Source organism: Chryseobacterium soli (assembly GCF_000737705.1).
Classification (GTDB): Bacteria; Bacteroidota; Bacteroidia; order Flavobacteriales; family Weeksellaceae; genus Chryseobacterium; species Chryseobacterium soli.
Genome location: NZ_JPRH01000003.1, coordinates 1 through 20,060, shown reverse-complemented (window position 1 = coordinate 20,060; position 20,060 = coordinate 1). Strand labels below are relative to the sequence as shown.

14 protein-coding genes, 8 tRNA genes, 1 other RNA gene and 1 pseudogene are annotated in these 20,060 nt (G+C 34.9%); 2 read left to right on the top strand and 22 right to left on the bottom strand.

What is annotated here, in order from left to right; genetic code table 11:
- Positions 1 to 2: 2 nt before the first annotated feature.
- From secE to tuf, 3 genes are all read right to left on the bottom strand, one after another.
- On the bottom strand, positions 3 to 209 hold the full coding sequence (secE, locus tag IW15_RS07415; RefSeq protein ID WP_034710350.1) for a preprotein translocase subunit SecE: 207 nt from the start codon (positions 207 to 209) through the stop codon (positions 3 to 5).
- Positions 210 to 221: 12 nt separating this feature from the next.
- Positions 222 to 292: transfer RNA gene (locus tag IW15_RS07410), tRNA-Trp, on the bottom strand.
- Between the two features lie 52 nt (positions 293 to 344).
- Positions 345 to 1,556 carry an elongation factor Tu gene (tuf, locus tag IW15_RS07405; protein ID WP_034710348.1) on the bottom strand — a complete coding sequence of 404 codons (1,212 nt, stop codon included), beginning with the start codon at positions 1,554 to 1,556 and terminating at the stop codon, positions 345 to 347.
- 377 nt (positions 1,557 to 1,933) lie between these two features.
- On the opposite strand from tuf, the gene IW15_RS07400 reads away from it, so the two are divergent.
- The gene (locus tag IW15_RS07400) at positions 1,934 to 3,445 is read left to right on the top strand and encodes a DUF4394 domain-containing protein (RefSeq protein WP_034710347.1); all 1,512 of its coding nucleotides are present in this window, start codon (positions 1,934 to 1,936) and stop codon (positions 3,443 to 3,445) included.
- A gap of 79 nt (positions 3,446 to 3,524) precedes the next feature.
- Here IW15_RS07400 and IW15_RS07395 read toward each other — a convergent pair whose 3' ends face one another.
- From IW15_RS07395 to rpsU, 16 genes are all read right to left on the bottom strand, one after another.
- Positions 3,525 to 6,623: an efflux RND transporter permease subunit gene (locus IW15_RS07395; RefSeq protein WP_034710345.1), complete on the bottom strand. Its 3,099-nt coding sequence runs from the start codon at positions 6,621 to 6,623 to the stop codon at positions 3,525 to 3,527.
- Between the two features lie 9 nt (positions 6,624 to 6,632).
- Positions 6,633 to 7,895 carry a carbohydrate porin gene (locus tag IW15_RS07390; protein ID WP_084681407.1) on the bottom strand — a complete coding sequence of 421 codons (1,263 nt, stop codon included), beginning with the start codon at positions 7,893 to 7,895 and terminating at the stop codon, positions 6,633 to 6,635.
- 11 nt (positions 7,896 to 7,906) lie between these two features.
- Entirely contained in the window at positions 7,907 to 8,992 is a 1,086-nt protein-coding gene (locus IW15_RS07385) for an efflux RND transporter periplasmic adaptor subunit (RefSeq protein WP_034710343.1), read from the bottom strand.
- 3 nt (positions 8,993 to 8,995) lie between these two features.
- Positions 8,996 to 10,237, bottom strand: a complete 1,242-nt coding sequence (locus tag IW15_RS07380; RefSeq protein ID WP_084681381.1) for a TolC family protein — start codon at positions 10,235 to 10,237, stop codon at positions 8,996 to 8,998.
- 228 nt (positions 10,238 to 10,465) lie between these two features.
- Positions 10,466 to 11,830: an ATP-binding protein gene (locus IW15_RS07375; RefSeq protein WP_034710342.1), complete on the bottom strand. Its 1,365-nt coding sequence runs from the start codon at positions 11,828 to 11,830 to the stop codon at positions 10,466 to 10,468.
- A 1-nt stretch (position 11,831) separates the two neighbouring features.
- Positions 11,832 to 12,512: a response regulator transcription factor gene (locus tag IW15_RS07370; RefSeq protein WP_034710341.1), complete on the bottom strand. Its 681-nt coding sequence runs from the start codon at positions 12,510 to 12,512 to the stop codon at positions 11,832 to 11,834.
- Positions 12,513 to 12,794: 282 nt separating this feature from the next.
- A tRNA-Thr gene (locus tag IW15_RS07365) sits at positions 12,795 to 12,869 on the bottom strand.
- A gap of 41 nt (positions 12,870 to 12,910) precedes the next feature.
- Positions 12,911 to 12,983, bottom strand: a tRNA-Gly gene (locus tag IW15_RS07360).
- An 87-nt stretch (positions 12,984 to 13,070) separates the two neighbouring features.
- A tRNA-Tyr gene (locus tag IW15_RS07355) sits at positions 13,071 to 13,151 on the bottom strand.
- Positions 13,152 to 13,171: 20 nt separating this feature from the next.
- Positions 13,172 to 13,245: transfer RNA gene (locus tag IW15_RS07350), tRNA-Thr, on the bottom strand.
- Between the two features lie 93 nt (positions 13,246 to 13,338).
- Positions 13,339 to 13,411, bottom strand: a tRNA-Gly gene (locus IW15_RS07345).
- Between the two features lie 85 nt (positions 13,412 to 13,496).
- Positions 13,497 to 13,577, bottom strand: a tRNA-Tyr gene (locus IW15_RS07340).
- A gap of 17 nt (positions 13,578 to 13,594) precedes the next feature.
- Positions 13,595 to 13,668, bottom strand: a tRNA-Thr gene (locus IW15_RS07335).
- Positions 13,669 to 13,776: 108 nt separating this feature from the next.
- On the bottom strand, positions 13,777 to 14,067 hold the full coding sequence (locus IW15_RS07330; RefSeq protein ID WP_034710340.1) for an HPF/RaiA family ribosome-associated protein: 291 nt from the start codon (positions 14,065 to 14,067) through the stop codon (positions 13,777 to 13,779).
- Complete coding sequence (locus tag IW15_RS07325) at positions 14,064 to 14,951, bottom strand: tyrosine-type recombinase/integrase (protein WP_034710339.1); 888 nt, start codon at positions 14,949 to 14,951, stop codon at positions 14,064 to 14,066. The genes IW15_RS07330 and IW15_RS07325 overlap by 4 nt, the downstream gene beginning before the upstream one ends.
- A gap of 80 nt (positions 14,952 to 15,031) precedes the next feature.
- Complete coding sequence (gene rpsU, locus IW15_RS07320; RefSeq protein WP_034702010.1) at positions 15,032 to 15,229, bottom strand: 30S ribosomal protein S21; 198 nt, start codon at positions 15,227 to 15,229, stop codon at positions 15,032 to 15,034.
- Positions 15,230 to 15,506: 277 nt separating this feature from the next.
- Between rpsU and ssrA the strand changes: the two genes are divergently transcribed.
- Positions 15,507 to 15,905, top strand: a transfer-messenger RNA (tmRNA) gene (ssrA, locus tag IW15_RS22320).
- A 204-nt stretch (positions 15,906 to 16,109) separates the two neighbouring features.
- On the opposite strand, the gene IW15_RS07315 is transcribed toward ssrA, so the two are convergent.
- The 3 genes and pseudogenes from IW15_RS07315 to IW15_RS22725 form a co-directional block, all read right to left on the bottom strand.
- Entirely contained in the window at positions 16,110 to 17,618 is a 1,509-nt protein-coding gene (locus tag IW15_RS07315) for a hypothetical protein (protein ID WP_034710338.1), read from the bottom strand.
- A gap of 69 nt (positions 17,619 to 17,687) precedes the next feature.
- Positions 17,688 to 18,734 (bottom strand): PIN domain-containing protein, encoded by a 1,047-nt coding sequence (locus IW15_RS07310; protein WP_131368518.1) that lies wholly within the window; start codon positions 18,732 to 18,734, stop codon positions 17,688 to 17,690.
- Between the two features lie 14 nt (positions 18,735 to 18,748).
- Positions 18,749 to 20,060, bottom strand: a pseudogene (locus tag IW15_RS22725) (TrlF family ATPase); the annotation flags it as partial.

Below are 20,060 nucleotides of genomic sequence, written 5' to 3'. Positions count from 1 at the left end.
TGTTAGTTGAACAAGTTGATGAGTATTCCTATTATGTTGCTGATTGCTTTTGAAAACAATTCATCAACTCCAAAGGTAAATAATGCCAAAATAACTGTCGCTATAGTCACTACGATGGTAGAAGACTGCAGGTCAGCCCACTTCGGCCATTCAACTTTATGTCTGAATTCGTTATAAGAACCTTTTAAAAAATCAATTAATGAACTCATAATTTATATTTGCACGGGCACAAGGATTCGAACCCTGATCAACGGTTTTGGAGACCGGTATCCTACCATTGGACGATGCCCGTAGATAAAAAGCTTCCGTAATTCCTTACGGAAGCCTTATTTATTTTAAGATGATTAGTCTAAGATTTCAGTAACCTGACCTGAACCAACTGTTCTACCTCCTTCTCTGATCGCAAATCTAAGACCTACGTTAAGAGCGATTGGTTGTAACAATTCTACAGTGATTTCTAAGTTATCACCAGGCATTACCATTTCTACACCTTCTGGTAAGAAGATCTCACCTGTAACGTCAGTAGTTCTTACGTAGAACTGAGGACGGTACTTGTTGTGGAATGGAGTGTGACGTCCACCTTCTTCCTTAGAAAGGATATAAACAGATGCTTTGAATTTTTTGTGTGGCTTCACAGAGTCTTTCTTAGCGATAACCATACCTCTCTTGATGTCAGTTTTTTCAATACCTCTCAACAATAGACCTACGTTATCACCAGCTTCACCTCTGTCTAGGATTTTTCTGAACATCTCAACTCCTGTAATTGTAGAAGTTAATTTTTCTTCACCCATACCGATGATATCAACAGGATCACCTGTGTTGATAATACCAGCCTCGATTCTACCAGTTGCAACAGTACCTCTACCTGTAATAGAGAATACGTCTTCGATTGGCATCAAGAATGGCTTATCTGTATCTCTTGGTGGTTGCTCGATCCAAGTATCAACAGCATTCATTAATTCTTCAACACTTTTGAACCACTTATCTTCTGTGTTAACAGGAGTTGCAGTAGCTGCAGTAAGTGCTCCAAGTGCAGAACCTTGAATTACTGGAGAGTTATCTCCGTCGAAATCGTAAGTAGACAATAAGTCTCTAAGTTCCATTTCAACAAGCTCTAACAATTCTGGATCATCCACCATGTCAACTTTGTTCATGAAAACAACGATTCTAGGTACGTTTACCTGACGGCAAAGCAAGATGTGTTCTCTAGTTTGAGGCATTGGTCCGTCAGTAGCAGCACATACTACGATTGCACCGTCCATCTGAGCAGCACCAGTTACCATGTTCTTTACGTAATCCGCGTGACCTGGACAGTCAACGTGAGCGTAATGTCTATTTTCAGTTTCGTACTCAATGTGAGCCGTATTGATAGTAATACCTCTTTCTTTTTCTTCTGGAGCAGAGTCAATAGAAGAGAAATCTTTTTTCTCAGCAAGACCTTTGCTCGCTAATACAGCAGAAATAGCAGCTGTAAGAGTAGTTTTACCATGGTCAACGTGACCAATAGTACCAATGTTCAAGTGTGGTTTGTTACGATTAAACGTTTCCTTTGCCATGATTTAAAATTATTTATTTATTGTTTATTCAAATTTTCGGTGTGCAAATATAATGAATTTTTAAATACTAAAAACTTTTTTATACAAAAAAATCAATATTCAAATCCAAAGAATTACAAACTCTATATATTTCTATAATTGAGACTGCAAATCTACACAAAAATCTCTATTTAAAAAATCCTTACTCTCTATTTTAACGAATGTTTTAACAAAAACAGGTCCCTCTTTTGTTGGTTTTTCTTCTTTTCGTCTGATTTTCAGGAACATGTTTTATCCTTTTATGAACTTTTATTAAAAGGTATAGTGTAAAAAAACATATCAAAATCCACAATACATTTTATATCGTATATAGAATATGAATCCATAAAATATGTATTATGAAAAAACTATTACCTCTTTATTTAGCATTTTTTGCCTTTACCATCTTCTTTTCGTGTCATAATTCTGACGACAATCCCATGCCTGAAAATACAATCATTGGACCTGATCTTATGGTTTACGGAATAACAGGAACTAATGAACTGGTTTCTTTTAATACCAAAAATTCAAGCACATTTACTTCCAAAACATCCATTACAGGTATTACATCGGGTGAAAAATTGTTAAGCATCGATTTCAGACCGGCCACCGGCGAACTGTACGCTTTATCCAATGCAAGTAAGCTTTATATTATCAACCTTTCGAATGCTACAGCAAGAATGGTGGGAACTACTGCTTTTTCTCCTGCTATTTCGGGAACGTTTGCTTCTATTGACTTCAATCCAACGGTTGACCGAATTCGGTTGGTGAGCAATACCGGGCAAAATCTTCGCCTACATCCTGAAACTGGAGCCGTTGCCGCAACAGATATGAATATTAATGGTTCCGGAACTCCTTCCATAGCCGGAGTTGCTTACACCAACAGCAAGTCAGGCGCTTCTTCCACTACATTGTTTGATATTGATATGAGTTCCGGTAAATTATTTAAACAGGATCCACCGAACAATGGGACGCTGGTAGAAGTTGGTAATTTAGGAATAACCTTCACAGGTCAGGCTGCTTTTGATATCAAATATGACAATAGTGTTGCATTACTCGCTACCCAATCGGGAACCAATGGTCATCTTCATGTATTGGATTTAAATAACGGAAAGGTTGTTACTCTGGGAAGTCTTCAGCAGCCTATTCTGGATCTTGCGATTCCTACTGAAGCAGTTGCCTATGCGATTGACAATTCTAATAATTTACAAATCTTTAATCCCAACAACCCCAATCCGGTATCTAAAACCATTGCAGGCCTGCAAACCGGTGAGAATATTCTTGGAATTGATTTCCGTCCTGCAAACGGCCAGTTGTATGCTTTAGGAAGTTCCAGCAGACTGTATACAATTAATCTTGGAACGGGTGCAGCAACTGCAGTAGGCACCTCCCCTTTTCCCACTCTTCTTGCAGGAACGGATTTTGGATTTGATTTCAATCCAAGCGTTGATAAAATAAGGATCGTAAGCAATACCGGACAAAATCTACGTTTAAATCCCGCTGACGGAACTGTAGCAGCAGTAGACGGAGTGCTTAATCCGGGAATACCCTCTATAAGCGCAGCTGCCTATACCAATAATTTTGCAGGCACTACGACAACGACTTTGTTTGTGATTGATCATACCACTGATAAGCTGTATCAGCAAAATCCACCGAATAATGGTACTTTAACAGAAACCGGTTCTCTGGGAATCAATATAAGTAACGCTAATGGTTTCGATATTGGAAGTGTAAGCCAAAAAGCATATTTAATGGCCAGTGTCAATGGTTCCACAAAAATCTACACGGTAAATACCTCCAACGGAGCTGCAACACCGCTTGCTGATTTTCCGAATGCAGTAAAAGCATTTGCTGTAGGGTTAGGATTCTAACACAAATTATATATATTCAACAACAAAAGCCTGAAATACAATGTATTTCAGGCTTCAATTAATATAAAATAAAAGAACTCTAGATCTGTTGCGATTTTTTAGTTCGGTTAAAGATCCAGAAAATGATCGGGAAAATAAGAAGGGTGAGAACAGTCGCTGTAATAAGTCCGCCAATAATCACAATGGCAAGCGGTTTTTGCGACTCGGATCCGATACCGGTAGATAATGCAGCCGGCATAAGACCAATAGAGGCCATCAGAGCAGTCATTATTACAGGTCTGGTTCTGGATTTCACCCCATTTAATATGGCAAGGTCCAAATGCAGCCCGTTTTTAACATTTTGATGGAATTCTGTAATGAGGATTACCCCATTTTGTATACAGATTCCCAGAAGGGCAATCATTCCTACCCCGGCTGATATTCCAAAATTCATTCGGGTAACGTGCAAGGCAATAATTCCTCCGATTAAAGCAAAAGGAACATTGGCCAATACCAGCAGTGAATCTTTTATATTTCCGAAGAGAATAAACAACAGGAAGAAGATCATCAGAATACTTACCGGTACAACCTGCGCTAATCGGTGCGATGCCCGCTGCTGATTTTCAAACTGACCTGTCCATCCGACTGAATATCCGTCCGGAAGTTCAATTTTAGCTACTTTTTTCTGTGCATCAGCAATGGTACTTCCTAAATCACGGTCACGGATTGAAAACTTCACTCCAATATATCGTTTGATATCGTCCCTGTAGATAAAGGCAGCTCCATTGTCTTTAACAATCGTACTGATTTCTTTTAATGGAATTTTTGCTCCGTCCTGTGTAGGAACCATCAAAGCAGCAATATCATTTTCATCTTTTCTGTATTCCTGTGAATATCTGAGACGAATCGGGAATTTCCGTTCTCCATCAAACATTTCTGAAGCTGTTTTTCCTCCAAAAGCCATTTCAAGAACGGCCTGTGCGTCTGCAGGCATTACTCCGTAGGCCGCCATTTTATCCCTGTCTAATACCACACTTACTTCCGGCTGGCCAATATTTTTAATGATTCCCGGATCTTTTACCCCATCAACATCTTTCACCTGCTGTAAAACTTCTTCTGCCAGTCTGTCCAGGGTTTGCAGATTATCACCATAAATTTTAATTCCGTTTTCTGCTTTGAAACCGGCAACGGCTTCTGCTACGTTATCTGAAATAGGCTGGGAATAATTAAAGGTAATTCCCTGATAATTTCTCAGTTTTTTATCAATTTCTTCGATCAGTTTCTCATAGCTGATTTTACGTTTCCAATCTTCTCGGGGCTGAAGATTGACCGCAAACTGCACGAATCCAAATCCATTGGGATCGGTTCCGTCATTACTTCTTCCGGTTTGCGCCAGCACATCTGTTACCTCAGGGAAACTCATAATATCTTTCTTGAGAAGATCTGCTGTTTTCAAAGATTCCTTTAATGAAGAACTCATCGGCATTTCTGCAGTTATCCACAGGGAACCTTCATTAAGCTGCGGTAAAAATTCAGTTCCTAAAAATTTTCCAGAAAACAGCGTTACTGCCAGAAATGAAATGGCAACGATTAAGCTCATCCTTTTATGTCTGAAGGTATAGTTGAATCCTTTTATCACAATTCTGTCCCAGAAGTTGACAAACGGATTGTTCTTTTCTTTTACATTTTTGTTTAAAAGTATATGGGAAAGGACGGGTACTAACGTTAAGGTAAATATCAAAGCTCCTGTTAGCGCAAATCCCAAGGTAAAGGCTAATGGTGAAAACATTTTACCTTCTACTTTCTGGAAAGAAAAAATAGGGATCAATGAGGTAATAATAATCAATTTTGAAAAGAAAATTGCTTTTCCAAGGCCAGTTCCGGTTTGTTTGATCCAGCCTCCTTTAGCCATTTTATTAAACTTTTCTTTTCCGTATTTCTGAGCTTTGTGGTCGAGCATTACAAAGAGCCCCTCCACCATGACGACGGCTCCGTCAATAATAATCCCGAAATCTACGGCTCCCAATGAAAGCAGGTTGGCACTCATTCCAGCCAGTTTTAAGCACAAGAATGCAAACAACAGGGATAAAGGGATAATAATGGAAACAATCAACGTGGTTCTCCAGTCTGCCATGAAAATTAAGACAATCACCGTTACTAATACAATTCCTTCAATAAGGTTATGCATTACGGTGTGTGTGGTAAAATCCATCAGGTTGTCCCGATCATAGAAAGTGACCATTTTAACATCTTTTGGAAGGATCTTTTCATTCAGCTCTTTAATTTTTGCTTTTACACCTACCAACACATCGCGTGGATTTTCTCCTTTTCTCATCACGACAATACCCTCTACAGTATCTTCGTGGTTATTCAGTCCTGCCTGCCCTACTCTAGGCATTGAACTTTCATGAACATCTGCCACATTTTTAACTAAAACAGGATTTCCATTATCATTCTGAATCGTAATATTACCGATATCCGCAACAGATCTCACCAAACCTATTCCCCGTACGACATAAGCTTGTCCGTTTTTCTCAATCACATCTCCGCCAACATTTAAATTACTTTTGGTAACAGCATCATAAACCTGAAGCGGTGTCAGATTATATTTATCCAACGCTCTGGGGTCAATACTCAATTCAAAAACTTTATCCTGACCTCCGAAAACATTAATATCTGCGACTCCGGGGACTCCTCTCAAAGCCCTGTCTACTACCCAGTTCTGAAGGGTTAAGAGCTCGCGCGAATCTTTTTTCTTACTTTCAAGGGTGTATCTGAAAATTTCTCCGGTTGGCCCGTAGGGTGGTTGTACTTCCGGGTCTACGTCATCAGGAAGGCTGACTGTTCTTAACTGGTTATTGACCTGATTTCGTGCAAAAGTATCGTCCACCCCATCATCAAACAGAATTTTAACAATGGAAAGTCCAAACATGGTGGTACTCCTCACACTTGTTTTCTTCTGTACCGGGCTCATTGCCAATTCAATGGGTGTCGTCACAAAGCGTTCTACTTCTTCCGCGCTTCGTCCATTCCATTGGGTAATGATTACAATCTGTGTATTGGTAACATCAGGAAAAGCTTCAATAGGCATATTTTTGAAGCTTATAAATCCTGCAACCGCCAAAATTGCCACCCAAATAAAGGTAAACGCTTTATTTTTAAGGGAGAAAGCAATTATATTTTTGATAAATTTATTCATAACGCTATACTAAATCTGAAAGTGAAAACGAAGACTAAAAAAACTAACGGGTCCTCTTGATTGATTATATGCTGGATGATTTACAAATTGGTAATCGGCAGAAAGATTATAATATTTCATAAAACAAAGATTATAATAAGCTTCCAAAGCAGTCTCCCTTCCATAATTAAGATTTCCATCCCCTATGATAAATCCATAGTGTCCATCTTTAAGATAATTCTGATGATCTTTTGAAATTCCGTTGATAACTAAAGCAATTCCGAAATTATCATCCGATCTGTGCCAAAGTTTACCATTTACATTAACGCCTGCACTCAAACTATTATCGATCTCAGTAAACGCCCACGTCTCATTTTTACCATCATTCCAGGACGTTCTCATAAAGCCTGAAAGATGTTCGGATAATTTTTGATAAAGGTTAAGCGAAAGCCCATATTTTGTATTTCTCTCTCCATTTATTTCTGTCAGATTTACATTTTGCTGTATTGCTAATCTGTAGGGCACCATTGGAGCCTGATTTCTATATCCCAGCAACATAATTCTTGTAAACAGATTACCCTCTTTGTAAAAATCCTTTTGAATTTCAAAAGTCAGCCCAAAATCTTTTCCCATTTTGTAGCTTAAATCTGCTCCATTTGCTGTAGTAGGTTCCAATGCATAATTGGCTCTTAACGACCAGTTATTCCGGAATACATATTCTGCCAGCAGCCCCATCGTATAGCCTCTGACATTGGCGGGATAATCCCAGGCCCCGGAACTCATCAAAGACCAGTTCATAAACTGTGTTCTGGGATCATGTGCTATGGGATTGTTATCAAAGTAGTCTGCTAAGCAATATTTTCCGACAACAAACCTTAACTGATTATCATTCTTAAAATCAAATCTTTTTTCCAAGGCTAGTCTGGCAATATATACTTTAGGGGTTGGCTCACCCACTCTGAAAATTTCACCGTTTGGAAATCCTGCAACTCCTGTAGCCCCGCTTAACCCTTTCCCACCTGCCACTTCAGGAGTAAAGATTATTTGAGTATTTTTATTAAAATGATAATTAATATATAAGGTTGATGTTAAAGATGTTGCAGATTCAGAGTTTGGCTGTAAACTGTTATCCCCTGTATAATCTGCAGAAAATTTAGGATGATGCTGGCTGATGATTGTTGCCTGAAATCCTATATTCAGTTTATTTTTTAAGCTATCCTGAGGCTTCTCCTGTGCCAACAAATATGAAAAAGCTGATGAAAAAGCTGAGCTTACTGCTAATATTTTTTTCATGCTCATCATAATTAGTTATTTAATGAACGATAAATTAACAACTGGTTATTGGTGATTACTTCTTCACCTTCTTCTAATCCCTCTGAAACATAGGTCGTATCACCGGCCTGTTTCATGACTTTTATTTCTTTAACTTTCAGATCTGCTCTGGATTTATAGATGACCACAAAACTTCTGTTATCATCAAAAATTACGGCTTTGGAAGGAACCGTAAGTGCAGTACTGTTTTCAGACTTTGAAACTTTGATAGTCGCCTTGCTATCCGGAATCAATAATCCATTGGTATTATCCAGCACTACCCTGGCCTGCATTGCATTCGTCTGCGGATCTATAATTTTAAATATTTTATCAATTTTTCCGTAAAAAATTTTGTCCGGATAAGAGAGTGTGGAAACTTCGGCTTTCATGCCCAGATTTATCTTATCAATATCGGATTCGTTCACGTTCATAATTGCCCATACATTGCTTGTATTGGCTACATCAAAAATATTGTCGCTTCTGTCCGCTCTCAGCTGCATATCTTTATTGATATTTTTTTGAACAATATAACCGCTGATCGGGGCAACAACACTGTAAATATTTCCTCTTTTTACATTATATACTGTACTTACGGCATTGGCTCTCTGCATTTGGTCCTGCGCTTTCTGCAACTGGCTTTTAGCTTCAAGAACATCTCTTTCGGTATTCAGTTTTCCTTCGTACATTTCTTTGGCAACCCGCACATTATTTTGGGCCACTACAAGATCAGTCTTTGCATCACTTACATCTTTTTGCACTTCTGCAAGCTCTGTACTTCTTATGGTTGCCAGGATCTGCCCTTTCTTCACATAATCTCCAAGTTCTACATTCACACTCATAACATTTCCACCCACTAACGGATAAACATCAATGTAGCTGTTTTTATCCGCAGATATTTTTCCGTAAAAATTGTATCCATCTTCTATATATCTCTTTTCAACTTTCGCCAAAGTGATTGATTTAAGCATGGTATTGCTTAATTCAAAGCCTTTTTTTGCTTGCGGTGCCTTATTTTCCTCTTTTTTGGAACAGGATAATAAAGACAAGGCTACCCACACGATAATAATATATTTTTTCATTGTTTAATAGAAGATTTTCGTTTGTACTAGTTGATTGAGCTGTTCTGCCGACTGGATGATATCGTTTTTCATATCATAGATCTGAAGTGCGGTCTGCCGGTAACTTTCCATAAAGTCTGTAAATTCGATCAGGCTGACGTTACCGCTTCTGAAATTTTTCAGCATTCCGTTATAAACCAAATCCATATTATTAAGATCTGTAGCTTTAATTTCTGAAAACTGGTCGTATTGTGTTTTCCATGTTCTGAAAGCAGACTGGACCTTCGTTTCAAGATTTAATTTTTGGTATTCTGCGTTTTTCTGATTCTGCTGGATGGCAAATCCTGCTTTTTCCACATTTCCTTTATTGCTTTTCCAAAGCGGCAACGGAATCCCAATCATCAGGTTGACCTCATTCTGGAAAGTTCCTCCATTTTGGTCCCACCCTGCTCCGAGATTAAGATCCGGAACATTCAGTGATTTCTGCCATTGGGCAAAGAGTTTGCTGTTATCAATCAATTTTAAATTGTATAGATAATCTGCATTATGTTCCAGGGCTTTCTTTTTCAATTCCTCTTCGTCTCCAAAAGGCTGGGAGGCCAGAATATCTGTAGCTTCAGCATCTGAAAGCTGCGGTTCTATATCGTCCATAACTCCTGTTAATACTTTTAGCGTTTGCTCCACTTCCAAAATTGTTTTATTGATTTCTACCTTATCATTGTTGAGCTGAATAACAATACTCTGCAGCCTCACTTCGTCCTTAAGGGAAACATTCCCTTTTGCAGACTGTACTTTATAGGCATTCAGCAACTCTTTCATATATCCAAGTTGCTTGTTGGTGTTTTCGAGTTTTAGTTTTTGAAAGTAAAGATTGTAATAGGTGGTGTGGAGCTGTGTTTTAAGCTCAACCAAGAGTTGGGAAAACTGAATCTGAGCAAGTTCTTTATTTGATTTGGCAAAAGCAATCTCATTTTTCTTTTTGCCACCCATGTAAATGAGCTGTGTAACCTGCGCTCCTTTTGAATGGCCTGCATCAAAAACTTTTTTATCCTGAGGATTATATGCGTTGATTTGTCCGCTTAACTGCGGGAGTTCCCATATTTTAGCCTGCAGAATATCTGCATCTGCCATATTGATATTATATTGTTCAGCAAGCAGTTGAAGATTGTTCTTCTGGAAAGCTTCTTCGCAATCCAAAAGCGACATATTCTGTTGTGCTGCCATGAATGAGGAAATGACAATAAACAGCCCTGCAATTTTGTTCATTTTTTTACTTTTAAATTACAAAATTGCCTTGAATCGATTAAAACAAACTTAAAGGAGGATTAAAAAAAAATTAAATTTTTTCGCTAACAGCTGTGTTTATGGGATTTTTTTAATTGTTATTAAGATATAAAATGTGCATTTTTCATTAAAATTGTACCGAATTTTTATAAAAAATCAACAAAAAACCAATGCGCGTTTCACTAAATAAGGAATTATAAAATGAAAAAATTACTTTTCAAAGATCACGCTGAATTTGTTGGTGCTTTCTGCGGGAGAAGAATAGATAATCTCTGCGCCGTGATATTCCAAAATTCGCTTTACTATTCGCAACCCTAATCCTGAACCTGAAATATTCTGTGAATTATTCCCTCTCATAAAGGCCTCAAATAGTTTTGACTGTTCTTGTTCAGGAATTGTTTTTCCTCGAGAAATAACATCCACTATCAGTTTCAAATTTGTTTCGGTAATCAGTACATCTACTTCTGTATGATCTGAATATACTGCTGCATTTTTAAACAAATTGATAAAAACAATATCCAGCAGTGACTGGATTCCATTTATGGTTAAAAGAGGGTTTTCAGAAGTTTCCTCAGAAATTAAAAAGTCCATTTTTAGCGTTGGATAACTTTTTTCTACGGCTTCAAAGGATTCAAAAATGACTTCATCAATTCTCACTTCTTCATAAATACTTTGAATATTTTCTTTGTCAAATTTAGTAAGCAGTAATAAAGAATTTGTTAGATCCGACAATTGATACACATCTTTTTGAATCTGTTGTAAAGAAAGCAGGGTTTCTGGGGAATGCTGCTTGAGCTTGATTAGATTTTCCAGCTGAAAAGCCATCCTAGTAATGGGTGTCCGGATTTCATGGGAGGCACTTGCGGTAAAGTCTCTCTGTGACTGAAAAACATCATCTAATCTGGCGATCATGGTATTGAAGGACTTGGCCAGAACATTTATTTCGTCATTGGATTCCTGAACGGGAATTTGGGTGGTTAATTTATGAGCAGTAACTTCTGAGATCTCTTTATTTAAATCTTCCAAAGGGCGGAGAAACTGCCCCATAAAATAATAGCTGAAAAATCCGATAAGAAGCGTACTCATCACGTAAGCCGCAATCAGCAGGTATTTAAGATAATTCAGTTTGGATTTTCCATTGGTATCGAAAGCACTGGTAAGAATATAATAGTTTTCCCCATTAATTGTTCTCAGGGCCGCATAAATTTCAGGAACTGTTTTTTCAGTATAAATAATCTTCTTTTCATCCAGCTCTTTGAGCAAAGCACTGTCCCAGGTGACATTACGGTCTTTTATTGTACTGTATATCAGTTCTTTTTCACCATTGAAAATTAAAATAGTTTCATTGAGAAGTACATTGTCCGCATTTTCGTTAAAAAAAATGGGAGCCTCTTCTTCAAAATCTTTTGACTTTGAGATAAAATGCGTTGTAAATTCTAACCGCTGCCTGAATCTTTCTTTGAATTCATCTCTTCTGAAATCATTAAAAGAGAGATAAATCACCGCCATCACCACACCAAAAAGCAGTGAAAAGGCAATACTGATCGTGAGGGCTATCTTTCTCTTTAATGACATTTTATAATGGGCTTAAATAATATCCGAATCCGGAACGGGTATGAATCAGTTTAAGTTTAAAATCTTTGTCGATCTTTTTTCTTAGAAAATTAATGTACACTTCTACCGTATTGGTGTTCGTATTGAAATTATGCTCCCAGACATGTTCGGTAATCTGCTGTTTAGAAACCGTTCTGCCCTGTGCTTCTGCAAGGTAAGCCAGCAGTTGAAATTCTTTTAAGGTCAGGGTAATTTCATTCCCGCCGCGATACACTTTCTGTTCGGTTTTATTAATAATCAAATCGTCTATTCTGATGATGTCCTGATCTGTATTCTCTGAAGGCATTTTTCTTCTCAATAAAGAATTGATCCGTAGCAGAAGCTCTTCAAACTGAAAAGGTTTTACCAGATAATCATCTGCCAGTCGGTTGAAAGCATCTTTTTTATCGGAAATATCGCCGTATGCAGAAATGATGATGATGGGTGTACTTTTATCAAAAGAACGAATGGTTTGGCAGACATCAAGCCCGTTGATCTTGGGAACATTGATATCAAGCAGGTAGAGTTCATAACTATTGTTTTTAATCTGGCGAAGAAATGTCTCCCCATCATAAATCTTATCACAAGTAAAATTATTTGACTCTAAGAACTTACAAAGCTCTGCCGAAAGAATAAGGTCGTCCTCTAATAAAAGAATATTCATCAAATTTATTTTATACGAATTTAACGAAAATTTTTATGATTTTGAATCAATGATAGAAGGGACTTCACTTTCTCAGGTATTTTAATTAAATTTTAATAGAATGTAGTGTGTTGCGGAAGTTGTTTTCAGGGGAAGAATATTGAAACTGAAAAATGCTATTAAACAAATCTCTAAATATATTTTCGGTAATAGCTTTAATAGAACATATCATTGACTCCAAGTCAGAGAATTTCATGATAAATTTCGGGCAAAAAAAAATCCCGATAGTATCGGGATGAAAAGTGGAGCCAACTACGGGACTTGAACCCGTGACCTCTTCCTTACCAAGGAAGCACTCTACCGCTGAGCTAAGTCGGCCTGAAACAAAAAAATCACACTATCTAGCATGATTTTTTTTGAGCGGAAGACGAGGGTCGAACTCGCGACATTCAGCTTGGAAGGCTGACGCTCTACCAACTGAGCTACTTCCGCAATTTTGTTTCCAAAATTATTGGTAAACGCTTTGCAAATCTAAGAAAATTCTTTCTATTCTGCAAATTATTTTTTCAATATAAACTGTGGGAAGAGCAGGATTCGAACCTGCGAAGCCGAAGCAACTGAGTTACAGTCAGTCCCATTTAGCCACTCTGGAATCTTCCCTAATGTTTATATTAAAATTGAGCCTCCAGAGGGATTCGAACCCACGACCCCGAGATTACAAATCACGTGCTCTGGCCAGCTGAGCTATGGAGGCAATTTTAAAAAAAGTACTGAACACTTTAGAGAATGCTACTCTATGCAATTCAGCTGTAAAAAAAAACCACCCTGTTAAAGTGTGATTTTATTGAGCGGAAGACGAGGGTCGAACTCGCGACATTCAGCTTGGAAGGCTGACGCTCTACCAACTGAGCTACTTCCGCAATTTTGTTTCCAAAACTATTGGTTAACGCTTTGCAAAGCTAGGAAAATCCTTTTAAACCTGCAAATTTTTTATTAAATAAAATGTGGGGAGAGCAGGATTCGAACCTGCGAAGCCGAAGCAACTGAGTTACAGTCAGTCCCATTTAGCCACTCTGGAATCTCCCCATAAGTTTATATTAATGAGCCTCCAGAGGGATTCGAACCCACGACCCCGAGATTACAAATCACGTGCTCTGGCCAACTGAGCTATGGAGGCAAATAAAAAAGAATTCAAAAGATCAACTGTTCCCTTTTTGCGAGTGCAAATATAGAACTGATTTTTTGAATTCTCAAACTTTTTGCTAACTTTTTTTAACTTTTTTTTCTAAGCCATTTCTTTTTTCTTGATTAATAGCTTTTTAGCTGCATCAACGCAAAGATCCAGACTTTCTTCAAAAGAGCTAGAAGTCTTTTTTACTACAATATCGTCTCCCGGAACAGCCAATATCAACTCTGCAGTTTTGTTTGCTTTATCCGATGTGTTTTCTACTTTTAGGAAAATTTTACATTCATGAATCTTGTCATAAAATGTTTCCAGTTTACTAACTTTTTTTTCAATGTGTGATTCTAATGGTTCGTGTGGAGTTAAACCAATTGATTGAACTGTGATCTTCATAATTCTTCTTTTTTAGATGCTCTTGGATGAGCCTGATTAAACACTTTTTTCAATTGTTCAATATTGGCATTCGTATAGACCTGAGTACTTGCAAGACTGGAATGCCCTAATATTTTTTTTACTTTAGAGATCTCCGCCCCATTATCTAAAACGTGTGTAGCAAAGCTGTGTCTTAGAATATGAGGACTTTTTTTCTGTTTCGTAGTTACAAGACTAAGGTACTTATTAACGACAACATAAACAAATTTTCCTGAGAGTTTTTTCCCTTTCGGGTTGACAAAAAAACATGATTCTTGTTTGTCTTCCGGTTTCCTTATTTCCAGGTAACTTCTCAACAGATGAGTTAAATCTTCAGATATAGGAACAAAGCGTTCTTTATTTCCTTTACCTATAATTTTTAATTCATTTTCGTCTAACTTAACATTGTCAAACATCAGGCCACAAAGCTCTGCTTTTCGAATTCCTGTCTGATATAATACTTCAATAATACATTTTTCCAGCAGATTGGGCTCTTCTTCCAAAACACGGTCATTAAGAGCCTGCATTTCTTCTTTGGACATAGGAGTCTGCTTTTCAGCATAAAACTTAAGGGAAGGAATTGTTTCGGTAGGAGAAACTTTAATTTCGCCTATTTTTAAAAGAAATAAATAAAAACTTCGGAGTGAAGACAATTTCCGGTTGATGCTTCTTTTTGCAATATTATTTTCACTGAGATCAACGATAAAATTTCTGATTACTTTTTTATCTGCTTTGGAAATATCGTCGGATGATTCTGTTTTGAGATAGAAATGAAGGAAATCTTCAAGGTCTTTTTTATAGCTTGTAATGGTGTGAGGTGAATACCTCTTTTCGAATTGTAGATAATCTAAAAATTTTTCTAACATGGTTGGGGCGCAAATAAAAAATTCACTCCTCAAATATAGTATTTAAGAAGTGAATTTAATATGTGTTTAAGAAAAAATTCTTAAGCCTGCTCTTCCTTGCTAAGTCCTCTTTGCTTGTAAGCAGCTTTCAACCTAGCTTGTCTTAAAGTTACAGAAGGCTTGATAAACGCTTGTCTAGATCTTAATTGACGAACTGTACCTGTTTTATCAAATTTTCTTTTATATTTTTTTAAAGCTCTGTCGATGGATTCACCATCTTTTACTGGAATTATTAACATATTTTACATCTCATTTTGGATTGCAAAACTAGACATTTTTTATTTAACTGCAAAATTAAACTCCATTTTCTTTAAAAAAACACATTAATAAGTTATCCACAATTATGTGTAATAATGTGGATAAGTCTAATATCTTTACATTTGAGTTTTCCTGTATCATCCTTTATATTGTTAATAACACCCGTAAATATGGCTATCCCGGGATTATCTGAAATGTATGTCATATTATGAACGGTATGTAAACAAAAAGTTTTATATTTGCAATCACTTAATTCATGGGGTTGACTGGTTTCGACAGCAAGATCAATGGGTAAGTAAGCATGCAGAGAACCGTAGCGCGATCTCTTTAATCCCTTGCTACACAACTTTAACTGGCAACGAAGAGTTCGCTCTTGCAGCTTAATCCGAATAAAGTAAGATTCAAGCGCTTTCCCGAAGATAGTAAGGAAGCAAGATATCTCACAAATGCTCCGTTCTACGGCGTTTGATCCTGAGATATAGGAATGTAGAAATAAGGTTTCAGATGCTTCGGCTGAAACTCGAAAACCTTAGAAGATAAGCTGGATGTTGGGTGTCTGCCCTCTGCCTTCAGTCGAAAATCAATGGTAGAATAAGCATGTAGAAGTCTTATGTGTTGCTTGTTTGGACGAGGGTTCGAATCCCTCCAACTCCACTTTTTAAACTAAAGAGAATTTGTAAATTATTGAATTTTAAATAATTACATTTTCTCTTTTTTGTTTTTGTGTCCGAAATTGTTCCCAATTTCTATAAGCTTTCTAATTTTATTATCTAAAGAACGGATACATTATTAATATTCTACAAATATAAACAATTACATATTTTTGACTAATTTATTTATAGTGCGAAAATGTATGAAAAATCAATCAAGAGTCCAATCATCCAATTCATTAAAATTAATGATTCTTGAATTTCTTGAAATTACAGGAAATCGTGAGACTACAAAATGTTTTATCTCCTCTATATCTGTGACTTTCTTAATCAAATATTCACGTTCTTCCTCTTTTAATAAAGCTTTTTCATAATATCTACACAATCTATTATTGTTTCTTGCTATTAAATTATAATTCAGGCTAACTGTTGAAATATCAATGAAATTATTTTTACATTGAAAATTATAAACTTTATTGTCTTTAATTGTAATTACATCAAACTCTCGCCTATCAATTCGAACAATTTCGGTTAATAAAAATCCTTTTTCTTTAAGTATTTCAGAAACTCTATCTTCGAATACAAAACCAGAATTTATTTGAAAAGACCTATTTTTTAATAATTTATTTGTTAAAGTTTTATATATGAATCTTTGAAGTAAAACCACAGTAGAATAATAATTATTTTCTGATTTCTGAAAGGGGGCAAAACTGTTTAAATTGTCAAAATAAAAATCACTTTCTAAATATAGCTGTAATAGTTTATATTTATTGTTTATTCTATTAAATTCATATTTATCTAAAACAATTTCATAATCATCAACTACAAATACAGCAATATCCACTAAAAATAAATTTAACTCTTTGTAGACTTTCAGCTCATCAATATTATATTTTTTGAACGCAGCCTGAAATGATTTCATTGCATTTGCAACCTCTACAAATGAAAAAATCTTATTATAACTAGTCTCTAACATTTCGATTTCTCCAATCAAATCTTGTCTTAATTCTAATTGGTCAATAAGAGATAGTCTTTCTGGCTCTAAAAAGAAGTTTTCAAGATGTTTATACTTATAGTTTCCTGTCAAATATTTACCATTAGATTCCATTTCAAAATCTGGCAAACATTTATTTAAAACAAGATTATAATATGCTGTTGTTATATTTAATAAACAGGCCTCTAAACCTGGCAGTATTTGATTTATTGTGTCAATATAAGGAAACTCTTTCTGTCCCTTTGAAATTTTTGACACAAGATTTAATGTCGTTCCTAAATATATCCTCCTACTTTGAAAATATGCTATACTATTTTCTATATTATAAAGATTTAGCTCCCCCAAAAACTTTAAAGTTCCTTGAAGACTAAATGCTCCATTAATTGCAAAAGACATTAAAAATAAATCTTTAAATCGTTGGGAAACATCTGTCCCAAATCTAATTTCTAAAATATTACAAGTGCTTTTAATTAATTGTAAATTTTGAGCATCGGAGAAATCAGAACTAACTTTTAAGAAATTCTCACATTCATTGGCATCATATAACTCCAATGGGATATTTATAAGTTCATCTGTAGACCTAACAAGATTCCTAATATTATCAAAAAGGGTTACTTTTTCGAATCCCAGTAAAATCTCATGAAATGATTTTATGTGATAATCTATTGATTGTAAGAAAAAAGCTTCAAGCTTTTCTCCTGAAATTTTTCCAACAGGTAATTGCATTAAATTTTATTTAAAATTTCATTTTTTCATTATTCTCTTTTGATAACAAAGTTGTTAACATTATTAGAATTAATAATAATGCTCATCAGATATATTAAAATCAATTCTTACATTTTCGTTAATTACTTCTATTTCTATATCGTCAGAATAATTTTCAGCATTTTCAACCTCTACATAAATAATCATAGATGAGTCAAATTCTTTTTTGTAAGTCTCAGTTGTTGTTTCTAAGTAATGATAACTTCTATCATCAGAATCATAATATTGGTATTCTTCATCGTCTGTTAAAATATCTACTTCCACAATAACCTCAGCTGTTATTTCTATTACTACAGTATCTTTATCAATTTCAATAATACTATGCTGTAAATCTCCAACTTGAATACTTTTAATACTGATATCATAAACATCTTTCCAATTTACCGCCTGGTAATAAAGAGACATATCATCTAGATTTGTTTTATACCACTCTTTAAATTCATTTCTAATTTTGACTTCATTCGATATGACAACCTGCTCTGCAATTTTTGCTTTTTCAATATTGGAATACTCATCATTTAAAAAGGTTTCGTAATCTTTACTAATTGTAGCTTTAGAATTGAGATTTGAAAAATCATTATCTAAAGAAAAAATCACAATATCTGTCAATTTTTTTTCATCAATATACTTTTCAATTAATTCTGAAGTAAACGCATCAGGAAATTCATGCTTTTTATTACCTATTCCAAATGGCGGTTGGGAGTTAAAATAATTATCAAAAACATTTGAAATATCTAGAACTCCATAGGGAATGATTTTTAATTCACCAGTTTTCACTAAGTCGTCAAGCCTAGTTTTAAAATCATTAAACACCTCTTCTTTCTTTATTTCTTGAAAAAGAATTTTAAGTCTATCATTATTTCTTAAATACCGTGCATCTTTTTTAAACTTTTTGTACAATGTCAAAGATTCAAATGAAAACTCATTAAATTTTTTCAATATTTCGTTGTAAGTAATTTGAGTAATGTAAAGATTTATACGACCATTACTACTTAGTTTTATTAAAGAGTTTATTTTTCTACTATGAAGAAAATTTTCACTTACAAATACACAAGTATCTAAAATTATATTTTTCATAAAATAATTACCTATTAATTATATTTTAATTTTCGTTTGTCAAATGCAGGCATTGTCCCTTCAAGAACATCAACTATTGATTTATTTATTGTGGGGTCTTCAATACCGCCTGATATGAAGTTAAATTTATAATTGTTTTTTTTGTCAATTGACACATGTATAATTTGCTCCGAATCGGAAACTACAGCTAAGTTCGGATTATGAGTAACAATTATTAATTGTCGCTTAATCTTTGCTGATTTAATAAATGGAACAAGAATTTGAAATACACTTTGATTATCTAAATTGTCTTCTGGCTGGTCAAATATTAATGGTATGTCATTTTTATCAAGCAAAAGATAAAAAACAATTAGAACCGCCCCTCTTTCGCCAGGAGAAAGTTGGTCTATTTTTTTATCATTAAATCTAAGTTCATAAATTTCCTCTAGATAATCTAAAGAAAAAATATAATTATAAAGCTCTCCTAAACTATACCCATCTTTTATTTGATTAAAAATATCATCATTTTTTTCATTCAGACTTTCAGTATTGTATTCAAGGTTATAAACAACATTGTCTAAAATTGTATACAAATTGTCAAAGTGCATTAAGTCCTTATCTTCTATTAGGTTATATACCTTTAAATTGCTTTCATTAATACCTTTAAATGAACCTCTTTTACCTTTGTCAATAAATTCTAAAAATCTATTTTTAAAGTTACCTAACAAAAAAGCTACGTTTATAGAAATATTATACTCTTCTATTTCTTTATCTGTTAATGCATTATCTATATTTGTTTTAATTTGAGAATAAATTTCAATTATTTTTCTTTTTTCATTGTAAATTTTCTCAGCAATCTCTTTTCTCTTTGCTTTTAATTCAACAATACTTCTTTCCAATTCATTTGAAATATATTTTTTTTCATTCTTTAAATACCTTAATGTTTCAGGAGCTGGTATTATCTTACTTTTACCAATTAGAGACAATGCTCTTTCTCTCCACTCTTCGACTGCTTTTTTATAATCCTCATGCTTTTTTTGTTTTTCATTTAAAGAGTTAGCCAAAGTTTCATATCTCTTTTCAAGGTTATTAATTTTAGTTTTTAGAGATTCATAATTGATATCAAAAGAAGGAGGTTGAGGTAATAAGTTCATTTCGACTTTTAAAGTCAAAATTTCTTGTTCAATAGAACTTATTTGTTGAATAATTGGTTGTGTCTGAATAATTGGCAATGGAAAAATAATGTTAATATCAATATTAAAATTGTTAATCTTATTATTCAACGAATTCCTAAATTCAATAATTCTATTAAATTCCAATTCAATACTTTGTTTAATTAAGTTTAAT